This window comes from Streptococcus mitis (assembly GCF_946190115.1).
In the GTDB taxonomy this organism is placed as follows: Bacteria; Bacillota; Bacilli; order Lactobacillales; family Streptococcaceae; genus Streptococcus; species Streptococcus mitis_CO.
In genome coordinates this window covers 20,146-37,188 of the sequence record NZ_CAMHZG010000010.1, presented here as the reverse complement: position 1 = coordinate 37,188, position 17,043 = coordinate 20,146, and the positions used below count along the sequence as shown (strand labels likewise).

Annotated in this window: 15 protein-coding genes and 2 other annotated features; of the genes, 2 read left to right on the top strand and 13 right to left on the bottom strand. The window is 42.9% G+C overall.

Features of this window, described 5'->3' with window-relative positions:
• The first annotated feature begins 523 nt into the window (after nt 1-523).
• Nucleotides 524-1,669, top strand: coding sequence for a low temperature requirement protein A (locus N8L90_RS06735; protein WP_261024748.1), 1,146 nt, complete (start codon nt 524-526; stop codon nt 1,667-1,669).
• A 48-nt stretch (nt 1,670-1,717) separates the two neighbouring features.
• On the opposite strand, the gene N8L90_RS06730 is transcribed toward N8L90_RS06735, so the two are convergent.
• Nucleotides 1,718-2,173 carry a GNAT family N-acetyltransferase gene (locus tag N8L90_RS06730; protein WP_261024747.1) on the bottom strand — a complete coding sequence of 152 codons (456 nt, stop codon included), beginning with the start codon at nt 2,171-2,173 and terminating at the stop codon, nt 1,718-1,720.
• Between the two features lie 69 nt (nt 2,174-2,242).
• Here N8L90_RS06730 and N8L90_RS06725 point away from each other — a divergent pair, with 69 nt between their 5' ends.
• Nucleotides 2,243-2,902: a prepilin peptidase gene (locus N8L90_RS06725; RefSeq protein ID WP_261024745.1), complete on the top strand. Its 660-nt coding sequence runs from the start codon at nt 2,243-2,245 to the stop codon at nt 2,900-2,902.
• Here the strand turns inward: N8L90_RS06725 and trpA are convergent.
• From trpA to N8L90_RS06665, 12 genes are all read right to left on the bottom strand, one after another.
• Nucleotides 2,874-3,650: a tryptophan synthase subunit alpha gene (trpA, locus tag N8L90_RS06720; protein WP_261024742.1), complete on the bottom strand. Its 777-nt coding sequence runs from the start codon at nt 3,648-3,650 to the stop codon at nt 2,874-2,876. The genes N8L90_RS06725 and trpA overlap by 29 nt on opposite strands.
• Nucleotides 3,643-4,866, bottom strand: coding sequence for a tryptophan synthase subunit beta (gene trpB / locus N8L90_RS06715; RefSeq protein WP_000331268.1), 1,224 nt, complete (start codon nt 4,864-4,866; stop codon nt 3,643-3,645). The genes trpA and trpB (N8L90_RS06715) overlap by 8 nt, the downstream gene beginning before the upstream one ends.
• Nucleotides 4,844-5,443, bottom strand: a complete 600-nt coding sequence (locus tag N8L90_RS06710) for a phosphoribosylanthranilate isomerase (RefSeq protein ID WP_020901643.1) — start codon at nt 5,441-5,443, stop codon at nt 4,844-4,846. Before N8L90_RS06710 ends, trpB (N8L90_RS06715) begins: the two co-directional genes overlap by 23 nt.
• Complete coding sequence (trpC, locus tag N8L90_RS06705) at nt 5,430-6,197, bottom strand: indole-3-glycerol phosphate synthase TrpC (protein WP_261024740.1); 768 nt, start codon at nt 6,195-6,197, stop codon at nt 5,430-5,432. Before trpC ends, N8L90_RS06710 begins: the two co-directional genes overlap by 14 nt.
• Entirely contained in the window at nt 6,194-7,198 is a 1,005-nt protein-coding gene (gene trpD, locus N8L90_RS06700; RefSeq protein ID WP_261024738.1) for an anthranilate phosphoribosyltransferase, read from the bottom strand. Before trpD ends, trpC begins: the two co-directional genes overlap by 4 nt.
• Before the next feature lie 10 nt (nt 7,199-7,208).
• On the bottom strand, nt 7,209-7,775 hold the full coding sequence (locus N8L90_RS06695; protein ID WP_000601909.1) for an aminodeoxychorismate/anthranilate synthase component II: 567 nt from the start codon (nt 7,773-7,775) through the stop codon (nt 7,209-7,211).
• Nucleotides 7,772-9,133 carry an anthranilate synthase component I gene (trpE, locus tag N8L90_RS06690; protein WP_261024736.1) on the bottom strand — a complete coding sequence of 454 codons (1,362 nt, stop codon included), beginning with the start codon at nt 9,131-9,133 and terminating at the stop codon, nt 7,772-7,774. Before trpE ends, N8L90_RS06695 begins: the two co-directional genes overlap by 4 nt.
• 373 nt (nt 9,134-9,506) lie before the next feature.
• Nucleotides 9,507-9,738: a binding site (T-box leader), on the bottom strand.
• Entirely contained in the window at nt 9,729-10,907 is a 1,179-nt protein-coding gene (gene trpB / locus N8L90_RS06685) for a tryptophan synthase subunit beta (RefSeq protein ID WP_223330632.1), read from the bottom strand. (Overlaps the previous feature by 10 nt.)
• A 163-nt stretch (nt 10,908-11,070) precedes the next feature.
• Nucleotides 11,071-11,301, bottom strand: a binding site (T-box leader).
• Nucleotides 11,302-11,335: 34 nt separating this feature from the next.
• Entirely contained in the window at nt 11,336-12,565 is a 1,230-nt protein-coding gene (locus N8L90_RS06680; RefSeq protein WP_084930290.1) for a DegT/DnrJ/EryC1/StrS family aminotransferase, read from the bottom strand.
• 42 nt (nt 12,566-12,607) lie between these two features.
• Complete coding sequence (locus tag N8L90_RS06675) at nt 12,608-13,300, bottom strand: sugar transferase (RefSeq protein ID WP_049502473.1); 693 nt, start codon at nt 13,298-13,300, stop codon at nt 12,608-12,610.
• Nucleotides 13,301-13,518: 218 nt separating this feature from the next.
• Nucleotides 13,519-15,261 (bottom strand): ABC transporter ATP-binding protein, encoded by a 1,743-nt coding sequence (locus N8L90_RS06670; RefSeq protein WP_261024731.1) that lies wholly within the window; start codon nt 15,259-15,261, stop codon nt 13,519-13,521.
• Entirely contained in the window at nt 15,251-16,996 is a 1,746-nt protein-coding gene (locus N8L90_RS06665; protein WP_261024730.1) for an ABC transporter ATP-binding protein, read from the bottom strand. The genes N8L90_RS06670 and N8L90_RS06665 overlap by 11 nt, the downstream gene beginning before the upstream one ends.
• Nucleotides 16,997-17,043: the final 47 nt, after the last annotated feature.

Below are 17,043 nucleotides of genomic sequence, written 5' to 3'. Positions count from 1 at the left end.
TCATCTATTACCTATTATGACACAATATTCCCTATAGTTCAACTTTTTACTTGTTTTTATATTACACGGACTAAAAAGTTTTCAACAGTTGATTGCATGTGTTTTAATAAGTTTTAACCTTTCTTGGTTAGATAAAAAAAGAACCATACAGTTTAGAATCTGTATGGTTTTTGCCCCACTTTTGTCCCATTTTTAAATCATGACATTGAAAATACCTAAAATCACTTATATTTCAATATTTTTAATTGCTCTCAATATGAAAGTCCTTTCCAAATCCCTGTAGGGGGCATCTAAATCAACAGGAAAAAGCCTTGGAATCAAGGCTTTTTTGTGTAGTCTTAGCACTAAAAAACGATAGAAAAAACACCCCTTCTGAACTGCACCCCAAAAGTTAGACAGAAAAAACCTAACTTTTGTGGCGCAGTTCATTCGCGTCACATGAAGTTATTTAAGCATCTCCTTTTTTTTTTTTTACCATTTTCTGTTATAATAAATTGTACTTCTAAAATAGAAAGGTCTTAAGATGACAACTCTTATTAAACATAAACGTGTAGAATTTTCAGAACTTTTTTATGACTTAGTTTTTGTTTTTGCAATTTCAAAAGTAACTACTTTAATTGACCATCTTCATAACGGTATTTTGACTTGGAATTCTTTCCTTGATTTTCTCATTGCTACTTTGTTTCTCATCGATTCCTGGATGATTCAAACCGATTATACCAATCGCTATGGAAAGAACTCTTTATTTAACATAGTAATCATGTTTATCAAAATGGGAATTTTACTCTTTATAGCCAATATGATTGGACCTGATTGGCAACAATATTTTCATTATCTCTGTTGGGCTATTGGTACATTAACCCTTACCTTATTTTTTCAATATTTGGTTGAATTTTTTAGAAAATCAACCGATGATGCTAATCGGGAAAGTATCAAAGGTTTTCTATGGATAACAGGTCTAGGAAGTTTAGGAGTCTATCTAACAGCTCTTCTTCCTATTTACCTTAGAGTCTATATCTTATTTGTTAGTATTCTGCTAACATTTATTATGCCAAGTATCTTGCTTAATAAAGATAAGCATTACCAGGTAAATCTCCCCCATTTAATCGAGCGCATCTCCCTTCTTGTCATTATTATGTTTGGAGAGATGATTACGGAGCTAGCTAACTTCTTTACAATCGAGAATTTCTCGATTTATTCGGTTCTTTATTTCATTATTATGATTTCTCTGTTCTTGTTTTATTTTGGTCAATTCGACCATGCTATTGATGAAAAATCTAATCAAAAGGGACTATTTCTAATTTACAGTCACTATCCTATTTTCATTGGACTTATGATGATGACTGTTTCGATGAGTTTTCTTCTGAATCCTGAAGCTAATCTTCTCTTTGCAACCAGCTTCTCTTATATCGGATTTGGCCTCTTTCAAGCTGCTGTCCTAGTAAATGGGCCCTATAACAAACACTATCTTCGCTATTCGAAAAGTTACTACTGTGTCCAAGCGACACTCTATCTGGCTGCCTTGATTCTCTCTTTAATCTTTGCTTCTAATCCTATAATAGTAGTGAGTATAACAACCATTTTAGCTCTAGCTATAGCCATTCATTTTATTTATTTTTATGTGACACAGAATAAAAAATATTCCAAATCTAACTGGGGGTTCTTTTAATGAGTTTATAACATAAAAAAGCTTTGGGAACCAAGGCTTTTTTGCTTTCTACCTAAACTTTTTCATAAGGTATTTTCGTACAGGTGCTTCAATGGTTTGAACAATTTCAAATCCTTCTTTTTGATAGAGGTGCTTGGCTACTTGATTTGCCTCATAGACATTTAGAGAGACACTATCTATGTCTCCATTTTCAAAGGCCAAACTAACAAATTTCCTTAAAGCCTGACTACCTAAGCCTTGCCCCTGTTTCTGGGGGTTGATAAAAAATCTCCCGATATGAAGATTACTGTCTTCTAGCCTAATTTTCTGGATAAGCCCGACAAACTCGTGTCCATCAAAGATTGAAAAGATTCCTTCCAACTCTTGCAAAACTTGAATTGTCAAGGGAAAAGGAATCATTGTTCCCATCCATTGTTCTTGAAAGGATTTGCCAAGGGAGTTGGACCATTGGCATACGAGCTGAGCATTTTCTGTGCTCACCTTTTCTTCAAAACGAATTGTCATCTTTTCCTCACCATCTCATCTATATTTCTCCATTATACTACTTCTCCCATTTTTTACGAATAGATAAGTATGATTGATTTTTATTTTTTTCTTGTTGGGAGCATTCTCGCTTCCTTTCTTGGTTTGGTCATTGACCGTTTCCCTGAGCAATCCATTATCAGTCCAGCCAGTCACTGCGATTCCTGTCAGACTCGCTTGCGTCCCTTAGATTTGATTCCGATTCTCTCGCAGGTCTTCAATCGCTTTCGCTGTCGCTACTGCAAGACTCCTTATCCTGTCTGGTATGCCCTCTTTGAACTAGGCTTAGGACTCCTCTTTCTGTTTTGGTCTTTGGGATTACTTTCCTTGGGGCAAGTCGTCCTAATCACCGCTGGTTTGACCTTGGGCATCTACGACTTGCGCCATCAGGAATACCCCTTACTAGTCTGGATGACTTTTCACCTAATCCTAATGGCCTGCTCTGGCTGGAATCTGGTCATGGTCTTCTTCCTTGTCCTTGGAATTTTGGCTCATTTTATCGATATCCGCATGGGCGCAGGGGATTTCCTCTTTCTGGCTTCTTGCGCTCTCGTCTTTAGCGCAACAGAATTGCTCATCTTGATTCAGTTTTCTTCGGCGACCGGAATTCTAGCCTTTCTCCTGCAAAAGAAAAAGGAAAGACTTCCTTTTGTGCCTTTCCTCTTACTCGCTGCTTATGTGATTATTTTTGGTAAGCTACTGCTTGTTTGATAAAGTCCTGAATTGGCTCTCCTTCATGGAGAGCTTTTACAATTTTCGAACCAACGATAACACCATCTGACACCGCATTGAAGCGTTCTACATCAGCTTGACTAGATACACCAAAACCTGTCAAGACTGGAATGTCGGCTACTTGATGCAATTGTGCCAAGTGCTTGTCCAAATCTGCACGGTAATTGCCAGATTTCCCTGTCACCCCATTGATAGCAACGGCATAGACGAATCCTTCTGCCCCATCAATCAACTCTTTCTGGCGCTCAATTCCTGTCGTCAAACTAACTAGGGGAATCAAGGCCATGTCTGTATCTGCCAAAAATGGTTCTACAAAGTTGGCATGCTCATGAGGCAGGTCTGGAATAATCAAGCCCTTAACCGCTGTATCTGCCAAATCTTTGACAAAGTTCGCCACACCGTACTGAAAGAGGGGGTTAAAGTAGGTCATGATGACCAGTGGAATCTCTGTTTCAATGGTTTTTAAGGTTTCAACCAAAGCCTGGGTAGAGGTTCCGTGGGCTAGACTACGCAAGCCAGCTTCTTCGATAACAGGTCCATCTGCGACAGGATCTGAAAAGGGAATGCCCACTTCAATAGCAGAGACACCCAAATCTTCTAAAAAGTGGATTGTTTCAGCTAGACCCTCCAAACCTTTCTCGTGGTCTCCAGCCATGATATAGGGAACGAAAATTCCTTTTCCAGCTGCTTTAATAGCGTTTAATTTTTCTGTTAGTGTCTTAGGCATGAGCTTCTCCCTTCTTTGCTACATCTGCTTCCAAGCGGTCCTTGACTTGAACCACATCCTTATCCCCACGACCTGATAGGCAGACAATCATAGACTTGTCTGGTCCAAGTTCTTTTGCCAATTTCACTGCAAAAGCGATAGCATGGCTAGATTCCAAGGCTGGGATAATCCCTTCCACACGAGACAAGAGTTGGAATCCTTCCAAGGCTTCTTCGTCTGTCACAGGAACATAGCTGGCACGTTTGATATCGTGGTAGTGAGAATGCTCTGGACCGATACCAGGATAGTCCAAACCTGCTGAGATAGAGAAGGCTTCAAGAATTTGACCATGGGCATCTTGGAGCACATCCATGAGAGAACCGTGAAGAACACCAGGACGACCCTTGGTCAAGGTAGCTGCGTGGTGCTCCGTATCCACACCAAGTCCAGCCGCTTCAGCCCCATACATAGCTACAGACTCATCTTCTACAAAGGGATGGAAGAGCCCGATGGCATTAGAACCACCACCAACACAGGCTACTAGGGCATCTGGCAAATCTTGACCTGTCAAGTCACGGTACTGTTGTTTAGCTTCTCTACCGATGACACTTTGGAAGTCACGAACGATTTCTGGGAAGGGATGAGGTCCTAAGGCAGAACCAAGGATATAGTGGGTATCATCGATATTAGCTACCCATGAACGAAGGGCTGCATTGACCGCATCCTTGAGCACGCGCGAACCGTCTGTCACTGCCTCAACCTTGGCTCCCAAAAGCTCCATACGGAAGACATTGAGGGCTTGGCGTTTGACATCTTCCTCACCCATGTAGATAGTACATTCCATGTTAAAGAGGGCTGCAGCAGTTGCAGTTGCCACACCGTGCTGACCAGCACCTGTTTCAGCGATAATTTTCTTTTTACCCATGCGTTTAGCCAGAAGAACTTGTCCCAAGGCATTGTTAATCTTGTGGGCCCCTGTATGGTTAAGGTCTTCACGTTTAAGATAAATCTTGGCTCCGCCGATATGCTGGGTCAAGTTTTTTGCGTAGTAAAGAGGAGTTTCACGCCCCACATACTGGCGCAAAAGTTGGTTTAATTCCTCTTGGAAACTTGGGTCTGCCTGACTTTCACGATAAGCCTTTTCCAACTCCAAAACTGCTGTCATCAATGTTTCTGGGACAAAACGTCCACCGAATTTTCCGTAAAATCCATCTTTATTTGGTTCTTGATATGCCATTCTTTACCCTCTCTATAAATCTTCTAATCTTTTCCTGATCTTTTTGTCCATCTGTCTCCACTCCGCTCGATACATCGACTGCATAGGGAGTAAAATGTTGAATTGCTTTTACGACATTGTCTTCATTAAGCCCACCTGCGATAAAGAAAGGCTGAGTTAGTCCAATCGTATTCAGTTGACCCCAATCAAAGGTCTGGCCACTCCCAGCCACAGGGGCATCAAAGAGGAGATAATCTGCCTGAGAATTGGGTACATGACCCTCTCCATCTACCTGCACAGCCTGAATACTGGCACAAGGCAAATTCTCAAACAAATCATCTGCCACCTGACTGTGAACTTGAACCAAGTCCAAGCCAACTTTTTCAATCGCTTCTAGCAATTCTGCCCGACTTGGTGAAACAAATACGCCAACCTTCTTAACATTAGCAGGAATGGGCTTTGCCAGCTCAGTAGCCTGATCCAAGGTCACCTGTCTTTTACTAGGTGCGAAGACAAAACCGATGTAGTCTGCTCCTGCTGAAACAGCTGTTTCCACCGCTTCTTTGGTAGATAATCCGCAAATTTTAACCTTTGTCAATCTGCAACTCCTTGATTCTCTGGGCTACATCTTCTGCCTGCATAAGAGCTGTCCCTACCAAAATTCCGTTAAAGTATGGTGCTACTCGTTCCGCATCCTGCCCTGTGAAAATAGCAGATTCAGAAATGTACAAGCAATCATCTTTGAAATGTTTAGCCAAATCTACACTGGTCTGCAAGTCGACCTCAAAGGTGGTCAAGTTGCGGTTATTAACCCCAATAATCTCAGCACCAAGCCTGTGGGCCACTTCTAGTTCAGCTAGATTGTGAGTCTCCACCAAGACTTCCAGACCAAGCTCTGTCGCGTAGTCATAGAGTTCCTTGACACGTTCTTCTGACAAGGCCGCGACGATGAGCAAGATGACTGTCGCACCTGCATTGCGAGCTCGGATGATTTGTTTTTCATCGATAATAAAGTCCTTGTTAAGCGTCGGAATCTGTACCTGACTGGAAATCTCCCGTAGATAATCCAAATGTCCTTTAAAGAAAACTTCATCTGTCAGAACAGAAATCATCACTGCTCCGTTCGCTTCATAAGTCTGGGCCTGTTGCACAATATCCACATCTAGATTGATATCTCCCAGACTAGGGCTAGCTTTCTTGACTTCAGCGATTACCTGTAAACGGTCCTGGTGATTCTTCAAAAATTCTGCCAAGCGATAGGTCTGGCGCAGGGGTTGGATTTCCTCCAGCTCCATCTGCTCAACCTCACGCGCCTTCTGCTCCAAAATTCGTGCTAAAAATTCCTGACTCATTTTTGGTACTCCTGTAACAGTCTGAGTTTTTCAAGGGCCTTGCCACTAGCAATCACTTGACGAGCTAAGGCAACTCCTTCCTTGATACTAGCTACCTTACCATTAGCATAGAAACCAAGACCAGCATTCAAGACTGTCGTTTCCAAGAATGGACTTGGTTCGTTTTTCAGAACGCTAAGCAAAATTTCTGCATTTTCCTGAGCATTGCCTCCACGAATATCGTCGATAGCGTAGCGCTCCATCCCTAAACTCTCTGGAGTAAAGCTTGACAAGGTGATTTCGCCATTTTCAAGAAGAGCAATCTTGGTTGTTCCATTCAAACCAGCTTCATCCAATCCTTCTGGTCCAGCAACAACGATGGCACGCTTGCGACCCATGTTTTTCAAAACCTGAGCTGTACTTTCTAGAAGTTCTGGACGACTAATTCCAAGAAGCTGTGTTTCCAAAGCCATTGGATGAATCAGTGGACCAGTCAAGTTCATAATCGTTGGAATTCCCAATTCCAAACGAGCTGGCATGATGTATTTCATGGCTGGATGCATATTTTTGGCAAAGAGAAAGACGATGCCAGTTTTATCAAAGACCTTACCTAGTTCAGCTGGTTTGAGGTCTAAGTTGATACCCAAGGCTTCGAGGACATCTGCAGAACCAGATTTAGAAGAAATCGAACGGTTACCGTGTTTTGCCATATGAACACCGCCACCAGCCAAGACAAAGGCTGCAGTTGTGGAAATATTAAAACTGAAAGACTTGTCTCCACCTGTACCACAGTTGTCCATGGCATCATGAATTTCAGTTGGAATGTGTTGGGCATGTCCTCTCATGACTTGGGCAATGGCTGTGCGCTCTTCAGGTGTTTCCCCCTTCATCTTAAGAGCCAAAAGGAGAGAAGCAATCTGCGCTTCCGTTACACGCCCAGTTACGATACGCTCGATGACATCCGTCATTTCCACACCTGATAAATTTTCAAATTTTGCTAGTTTTTCAATAATCTCTTTCATCCTAGTTTCCTCACTTTACAACCTTCTCGATAAAATTCCGAATAGAAGACAATCCATCTGGCGTTCCAATGCTCTCTGGATGGTACTGGAAGCCATAAATCGGTAGGTTTTTATGTTGAATCCCCATGATGGCTTGGTCATCAGTCGAACGAGCTGTCACCTCAAAGTCTTCTGGCATTTCCTCAATCAAAATACTATGATAACGCATGACCGCACGGCCATCCTCGATACCTTGATACAAAACAGATGGTGCTTCAAAACTGATATTGCTCTGTTTCCCATGCATGACTTTTGGAGCCAAACCTAACTTACCACCAAAGACTTCTGCAATGGCTTGATGGCCCAAACAAATTCCAAGAATCGGCTTCTTACCTGCAAAATCACGAATCATGTCTTCCATCTTTCCAGCATCAACTGGCCAACCTGGACCAGGAGAAAAGACCAGACCATCTGCTTTTTCAGCTTCTTCATACAGCTTGGGATCATCATTTCTCAAGACTTGCACCTCTGCAAAATTCCCAATGTATTGGGCCAAGTTATAGGTAAAAGAATCATAGTTGTCAATCAATAAAATCATGGTCTTAGTTCTCCAATTCTAGTCATAGATTTAGCCTTGTTAATGGTTTCTTGGTATTCGTTTTGGGCGATGGAGTCGTAGACAATCCCTGCCCCAGCCTGCACATAGGCTGTTTGATTTTTGAGAATCATGGTTCGGATGGCAATGGCGAAATCCATATCACCCGTCGCAGACAAGTAGCCGATTGCTCCTGCGTATACGCCCCGTTTTTCTGTTTCCAGTTCATAGATGCGTCTCATCGCTCGAATCTTTGGTGCTCCAGAAACGGTTCCAGCAGGAAGTGTTGCTTTCAAGGCATCCATGGCAGTGAGTTCTGGAAGCAAACGCCCCTTGACCACACTGGTCAAATGCATGACATAACGGAAGAGCTCCACTTCCATATACTTAGTAACTTGGACACTAGCCGTTTCAGAGATGCGGCCAATATCATTACGACCCAAGTCTACTAACATCCGATGCTCTGCTGTTTCCTTCTCATCCGAAAGCAGGTCTGTCGCCAAAGCCTTGTCCTCTTCATCAGTAGTGCCTCTTGGTCGTGTCCCTGCAATCGGATTGGTTGTCACGATGCCATTTTTAACTGAAACCAAACTTTCTGGACTGGCACCGATGATTTGATAATCACCAAAATCATAGAAATAAAGGTAATTAGAAGGATTAGTCACGCGGAGATTTCTGTAGAAGTCAAATGGATTTCCAGTAACTTCTGCTGAGAAACGCTGGCTGAGTACACATTGGAACATATCGCCATTACGAATCAAGTCACGAGCTGTTTCCACCATTTCCTCAAACTTCTGAGGAGCGATATGGGGTTTGAAGTCTAACGGAGATAGATCCAAGTCTTCAAATTCATTTGGAGCAGGAATGCGTAATTCCTCAAGCACTTGGTTCAAGGCTTTTTCCAAGTCTTCTTGACTTCGCTCACTATAGAGAGTATCCTCGATGACATGGATTTTCTCCTTCTTGTGGTCAAAGACCATGTAACTCTCATAAACGAAGAAATGCATGTCTGGCGTTCCAATAGTATCTTCAGGAATTTGACCAATTTCTTCATAAAGCGAAATCATATCGTAACCAACAAAACCAATGGCTCCACCACCAAAAGGTAGGTCTGAATGGTGCTGGCTCTTATGAGTCACTTCATAAAAGAAATCCAAGGGATCACGATCAATCACTTGACCATTTTGATAAAGGACTCCATTTTCAAACTTAATCTCAAAAACAGGATTATAGGCTAGGATAGAAAAACGAGCTGTTTCCTTGTCTCTCGGAATACTCTCTAAGATAACCTTGTGTTGCCCCTTTAGACGCATATAAGCCAAGATTGGTGATAAGACATCTCCATGAATGATTCGTTCCATTGTAATTTCCCTTTCAGTTCCTTATTTTTAATTTTTTATCTTTTTCTATTTCCCTTAAATAGTGCGGACGGAAGGTAAAATTATCCAGTGGATGATTTTAGCAATCCAGGAAATGAAAGACCTAATTTTTGAGCTCCTCGCTCATTCATTTCTAGGCTCAGGCTAAAATAGTTCCCCGAACTATTTTACTCTCAAAAATTCCGTCCTAGAGAAGCATCTTTGCTTCTCTAGGATACCACTATGGCGGGAAACAGCTTTTAGAAACTCACTTCGTTCGTAAATATTCTATAACAACCTATTTATTGAAAATATTTAAAAAATTAATCGCAATATCTGCGGTAAATATATAAAAATCCCCACGCAAAATAACTTGCGTGAGGACGAAATTCGCGGTGCCACCTCAATTATAGGATTTCTCCTATCTCTCATTCCTGTCTCAGATACCTCCTGTAACAGGCTGTGCGATAAAGGGCACTCCCTTGAGAATTATGTTTTCTTCTCTCGTTTCAGATGGACCCAACTTTACAGCTTTCTCTGCTTGTTTCCAGCAACCACAAGCTCTCTGTGAGAGAAAAGACTGTAATTTTTCCATCTATTACTTTTTAGCTTCTAGGTAGTCTGCAATCGCAGCTACGTCCTTGTCTCCACGACCAGAGACATTGATAATGATAATGTCGTCTTTGCTTAGTTTCGGTGCACGTTTAACTGCTTCTGCGATAGCGTGTGAGCTTTCAATCGCTGGGATAATCCCTTCAGTCTTGCTGAGAAGGAGGAGAGCCTGAACAGCTTCTTCATCAGTCGCTGCAACATATTCCACGCGACCTGAATCTTTAAAGTAGGCGTGTTCTGGGCCAACCCCTGGATAGTCCAATCCAGCTGAGATAGAGTAAACTGGAGCTAGCTCTCCGTCTTCCTTAAAGACTGCATAGGTCTTCATACCGTCAACAATTCCGATACTACCTTTTGTCATAGTAGCTGCGTGCTTGTCTGTATCAAGCCCGTGCCCAGCAGCTTCTACCCCAACCAATTTAACTTCTTCATCAGCCACATACTGAGAAAAAGCACCAATAGCATTAGAACCACCACCTACACAGGCAATAACGTAGTCTGGTAAACGACCTTCTTTTTCTAAGATTTGACAGCGAGATTCTTCACTGATGACCTTTTGGAACTCATGAACAATGGTAGGATAAGGGTGAGGCCCTACAGCAGATCCCAGAACATAGAAGGCTTCCAAATCATTCATCCATGCTCCAAAGGCTGCATCAACCGCATCCTTAAGAGTTCGTGTTCCCGTTTCAACTGCGTGAACAGTTGCTCCCATCATCTCCATACGGAAAACATTGAGACGTTGACGTTCCACATCCTCTGCCCCCATGTAGACATCACAGGCCATACCAAACTTGGCTGCAGCTGCCGCCGTCGCAACCCCGTGCTGACCAGCTCCTGTTTCTGCGATTACTCGTTTTTTGCCCATACGTTTGGCCAAAAGAATCTGTCCTAAAACGTTGTTTAGCTTGTGAGAACCAAGGTGGTTAAGGTCTTCACGTTTGAGATAAATCTTAGCGCCACCTAAGTGGTCTGTCAAACTTTCCGCAAAATAGAGCGGTGTTTCGCGACCTGAATAGTCCTTTAAGTAATGGCGAAATTCTGCCAAAAATTCTGGATCATCCTTGTACTTTTCAAATGTCACTTCCAACTCATCCAACAAAGCCTGAATCGGCTCCGGTACAAAACTACCACCAAATTGTCCAAAATAACCTTTAGTTGTCATAAAATTTTTCCTCTTTCCATATCAATCCGGCCTTTTTGTTTGCTTTTAGTAGTAGGCAAGGAGCTGCAGATAGAACTCAAGTTCATCAAAGCGACTTAACGCCCTAATAAAAGATAAACAAAACGACGGATAGAAAAAAGCCCACACACAGAATCTACTTCCGTGTGAGGGCGTTGGTAACGCGGTGCCACCTCAATTATAAAGGGACTATCCCCTTTACATCTCTACCTTGTCTAACAACAAGTTGCACTGTAAGGTGTGCGCACCGAACTTTCATTGTTTCAAATTCATTTTTAAAATCAGCCCACTTTCACTACTTCCAACCACCTGTTCACAATCACCACAGGCTCCCTGAAGATCAAAAATAATTACTTTTCTGATTTATTGAACTTATTTTAATACTTTGTTTTTTCTTTGTCAAGACTTTTTTACAATTTTTTTGATGAAGCTAGTACTTTTTCAGAAACTGTTTTGAAAGTCTCAATGATATAGTCCACTTCTTCATCGCTTAATTTAGTGTGAAGAGGGAGCGTAATTTCATTTTCAAAGAAGGCATAAGCCTTAGGATAGTTCGCCATATCAAAACCAAGATTCTTATAGGCTGTCAAAAGCGGAAGCGGTTTGTAGTGGACATTGCTTGCAATTCCTGCTTTAGCTAATTCTTGGATAATAAGATTGCGTTCTTCTAAACTCGCTCCTTCTACATGGGTGATGTAGAGGTGGCGTGAAGATTCGACAGTTTCAGTCTTGTGTGCCAATGGATGGATACGAGAACCTGCAAAACCACGATCATAGCGGTTCACGATCTCCTTACGACGTTCTAGCAAACTTGGGTAACGGTCCAATTGTACCAAACCAAGTGACGCCATGATATCGGTCATATTACACTTGTAGGCTGGTGTGACGATATCATATTCCCATGAGCCCAGTTGCATCTTAGCAAGGGCATCCTTAGTTTGCCCGTGAAGGGAAAGAATTTGGAATTCCTTGTACATTTCTTCGTCATCAATCGCTGGATTGGCTTTCCAAGTGGCACTTCCTCCCTCAGCAGTTGTAAAGTTCTTAACTGCATGGAATGAGAAGGAAGTAAAGTCCGCGATAGAACCAGCTGGTTGCCCTTTATAAGTAGACCCCAAAGCGTGGGCACTATCAGAAACAATCACAATACGGTTAAAGACCTTTTGCCACTTGCTTGAAGCAGTAAAGAGATCACGTTTCTTCTCCACAACTTGGAACAAACGGTCATAGTCGCAAACAATCCCCGCAAGCTCTACTGGAATAATCACCTTTGTCTTTTCAGTGATAGCTTGCTCCAGCAAGTCATAGTCCATCTCAAACGTATCTGCTTGAATATCCACCATGACAGGGGTCGCTCCTACGTGAGTGATGACACTACATGAAGCTGTATAAGTCATAGCTGGAACGATGACTTCATCTCCAGGACCCACTTCCAAAACACGCAAAATCAACTCAAGAGCGGCAGTTGCTGAGTTAAGACAGACAGTCTTGGGCGTCTGTGTATATTGAGACAAGCGACGCTCCAGTTCTTTGGTCTTAGGACCTGTTGTAATCCAACCAGAACGCAGGGTATCCGCTACTTCAGCAATTTCTGCTTCCGTAATATCGGGTGGTGAAAATGGAATATTGTAATTTGGCATTGATTTGCTCCTTTTATCTGTACTCATTCTCTCATGACTACTTTATTTTAGCACTTCAAACACGGTTTGAAACATGATTTTGATGTCTCCAAGGAAACTAAACTCTCGGAGATAGGCGAGGTTATAGCGCATCTTTTCAGGAAGGACGTGTTCGACATAGGCTTGGTCAACCGACAGACCTTTCTCCGTCATTTGACTGATGATAGTGTCCTCATCCTTGTAGTTGATGCTGGCTGGAGAGGTAATCCCTGCTGGCAAAAGCAAGGTTGCCATCATCTCAGGGCTATACTGCTCTGTGTAACGAGGCACTTCAGGACGCGTCCCTACAAAGGACATCTCACCTTTAAGAACATTGACCAACTGAGGCAGTTCGTCCAAACGGACACGGCGGATAAAATTGCCAACCTTGGTAATGCGGCTATCGTTAGCAGAAGTCACCAGACTCCCTTGTTTATCCGCATCCGTCACCATGGTACGGAACTTCCAAATCTTGAAAGGTCGATTGTACTGGGTCACGCGCTCTTGCTTGTAAATCACTGGCCCCTTGCTATCCAACTTGATCCAAATGCTCAAGATGAGAAAGATGGGAGAGGTCAGAACAAGTACAACCAAGGCTAGAACCCAATCCAAGCAACGCTTGAAAATCAGCGAACCCTTCCTTTTAGAGACAAGCTGGTAGTAAGACTCAACCTCGCTTGATTTCATTTCCACGGGCAAGTCTTCCCATTTCAGCATGCTGTTTCTCCTTTGTTTTTATTATACTATTTGTCAACATTTTTCATTATACCACAAAATGGAAAAGGCGGTGAAAGAAATCTGTAATTTGAAGGATTTCCTTCTTACACTCAATGAAAATCAAAGAGTAAACTAGGAAGCTAGCCGCAGGTGGCTCAAAGTACAGCTTTGAAGTTGCAGATAAAGCTGACATGGTTTGAAGAGATTTTCAAAGAGTATTAGGCCATGGCCCCTACCTGCAAACTATACATCTTGTGATAGGTTCCTCCCAAGGCCAAAAGTTCCTCATGGCTTCCGCTCTCGATGATGCGCCCCTTGTCCAAAACATAGATACAGTTGGCGTCTTGGATGGTAGAAAGGCGGTGAGCGATAGCAATGGTTGTTCGTCCCTGTCTCATCTTAGCCAGTGAAGCTTGAACCAGACTTTCTGTTTCAGAGTCAATATTTGCTGTCGCTTCATCCAAAATCAAGATTTTGGGCTGACTGGCAACTGTTCTAGCAAAGGCAAGAAGCTGGCGCTGTCCAGTTGAAAAGCTCGAACCACGCTCGGACACAGGTGAGTCGTAACCCTGAGGAAGGTCTTGAATAAAGGAATCTGCATCCACGAAGGCTGCAGCAGCCTGGACCTGCTCATCACTAATGTCTTGGTACATGGCGATATTGGACTTAATGGTTCCATGATAGAGGAAGGGTTCCTGCAAGACCAGACCGATGTTTTTTCTCAGCTCTTCCTGACTGTAGTCCCTAATATCCACATCGTCCAAGAGAACTCGCCCTGATTGAAATTCATAAAAGCGCATGAGGACATTAATAATCGAAGATTTCCCTGAACCTGTATGGCCTACAAATGCAATGGTTTCACCCTTGTTAACCGAAAAGGAAATATCATCCAGAATCTGATGTTTCCCGTCATATGAGAAACACACATGTTCAAAACGGATATTGCCTTCTTTGACTTTAGCCTGGCCATTTTCTTGAAGAGGTTCATAGGTCCTCTCGTCTATCAGGGAAAAGACACGACCTGCAGAAACCATAGACGTTTGCAGGGTTGAGAAGTTTTGCGTCACTTCAATCAAGGGATCAAAGAGACGATTGATATACTGGATAAAGGCATACATGGTTCCTGCCGTTATTCCCAGATAAAGACCACGATAGCCAAAATAGGCCATCAAAACAGCGTATCCTAGGAGTTTCAGCAAACTCATGGCAGGGCGCAAAAAGAGGGCATCCAAGGCTACAGAACGGTTGGCATAGACCAAGTGTTCTTGGTTGATTTCATCGAATTCCGCCTGCAGGCGCTTCTCTTGATTAAAGGCCTGGATTATTCTGATTCCCTCGATATTTTCAGCCAGCTTGCTATTGATATCTGACAAGAGACTTCTGGTTTTCTCAATGATTTTCACTGATTTTTTCCGATAGAGATTGACCAAAAGGAAAATCAAGGGGAGAAAGAGCAAGACTAATGCTGTCAAACGAAAATCCAATACCAACATGGTATAAAGAGTTGTCAGAAAGATGAAAACTGCTGAGATAAAGCTAGATAAAATCCCTGAAAACATATCGCTGATGGTCTCGGTGTCATTTGTCAAACGCGAGACGATAGAGCCTGCTGGCGTCTTGTCAAAGTAAGACATGCCTAGTTTTTCCATATTGGCAAAGGCATCCCGACGAATATCCCTAACAATACTGTAAGACACGCGCGCAAAGAGAAGATTACCGACATACTGGACCAGAGTTTGTAGGATATAAAGGCCATAGTAGACCAGCAAAACGGTCACAGCGAATTGGTTGAGATTGCTGAGATACTGGTCAATAAAGTGGGAAGCCACAAGGGGAATGACACTTTTAATGACCGTCGTTGCTAGGAGAAAACTGAGTGCCAAAAAGGTCAGGAGGCCGTAAGGCTTGAGATAGGACATCAAGCGCTTCAATACAGTCCATTGTTCTTTCTTATTCTGCATCTTCTTCTCCTTTCATTTCCATCTGCTGAGACTGGTAGGTTTGGGCATACCAGCCATCCAAAGCTAGCAAGTCTTCGTGTGTGCCTCGTTCGATAATTTGACCATTTTGCAGAACTAAAATCAAATCTGCATGGACAACTGCACTCAGGCGATGAGCCGTAATAATGGTTGTCTTGTCCTTTCGCGTCTCCTTAAGGTTGTCAATAATCGCATATTCTGTCTTGGCATCCACGGCCGACAAAGAATCATCCAAAATCAAGATATCAGGGTCTAAAATCATAGCCCGACTCATGGCCAGACGCTGCTTTTGACCTCCAGAAAGACTGACTCCCTTTTCACCAATCAACGTATCAAATCCTTTAGGCATGTCTACAATGTCTTGGTAAACTTGGGCTAGCTTAGTCGCTTCCTCGACCGCTGAAAGGGGTAAGTTAGGATTGCCAAAGCGAATATTGTCTAAGATTGAAGTCGCAAAGAGAAACTGATCCTGAGGAACATAGCCCATAAGACTGCGAAGGTCTGTCAGACGATAATCACGAATATTATGACCGTTTAGGTAAATAGCACCCTTATCCACATTGTATTCACGCAAGAGAAGCTTAATCAAGGACGTTTTTCCAGAGCCTGTCTGACCAACCAAGCCCAGGGTTTGCCCTTTTTCTAAACTAAAGTGAATATCCGTCAGTGTTTCCTCATTTTCAAAGGCAAAGCTATCAATATCATACTGCAGGCGCCCGTTTTCAATACCCTCTAAAGGAAACTCAGGGTCTTGTACAGGTGATTCCTGAAACAAAAGTTCCTCAATCCGCTGGTAGGAAACCTTTCCTCTTTGAGTGATATTAAAGAGGAAACCAATGGCCATGAGAGGCCAAACCAACATATCCAAATAGCTGATAAAGGTTACTAGATTTCCAACCGTGATTTGCCCTTTCTGAACCATCAAGGAGCCGACCAAGAGGGTTAAAACATAGGAAGAACCAACAAACAAGAGAACCATGGGGTCAAAGAGACTATCGTATTTCATGGTTTGGAGGTTCTTTTGGAAGGTCAATTCATTGACTTCCTGAAAGGACTTCAACTCATCTGCCTGATAACCGAAAGACTTGGTCACTTTAATACCTGATACAGACTCCTGTACCTTATTATTAAGTTCGGAAAAGGCAGCCTGTGATTCGCCAAAAGCCTTGTGGGTCTTTCTCCCTAGACGACTGGTCGCATAAGCCATGAAAGGTAAGGGTAAAATGGCAACTAGGGTCATTTGCCACGAAATGCTAAAGAGCATGGTCAGCAAGGTCACCAAAGCCGTGATAGAAGCATCCACCGCAGACATAACACCGCCTCCTGCCAGACGAGTCAAGGCATTGATATCGTTGGTTGCGTGTGCCATCAAGTCCCCCGTCCGATAGGTTTGATAAAAAGCTGGAGACATTCTTGTGAAATGCTCAAACAAGCGAGACCGCATAATCTGTCCCAAACGGTAGGAAGTCCCTAGAATATACATACGCCAAACATAGCGTAGATAGTACATCCCAAAGGCAGCAAGAAGCAAGTAAAATAGGTCAAGAAGGAGGTCCTGCTGGGTTAATTGCCCCGATGTGATGGCATCAATGACCCGCCCCATGACCATAGGTGGAATAAGATTGAGGACGGAAACCAAGACCAAGGCCACAATCCCGACTAGATAACGGCGTTTTTCTAACTTGAAAAACCACCAAAGTTTTTGAATAATGGACATAAAATCCCTTTCTGATTGCAAATGGAAACCTGAGGCCAAGACCCCAG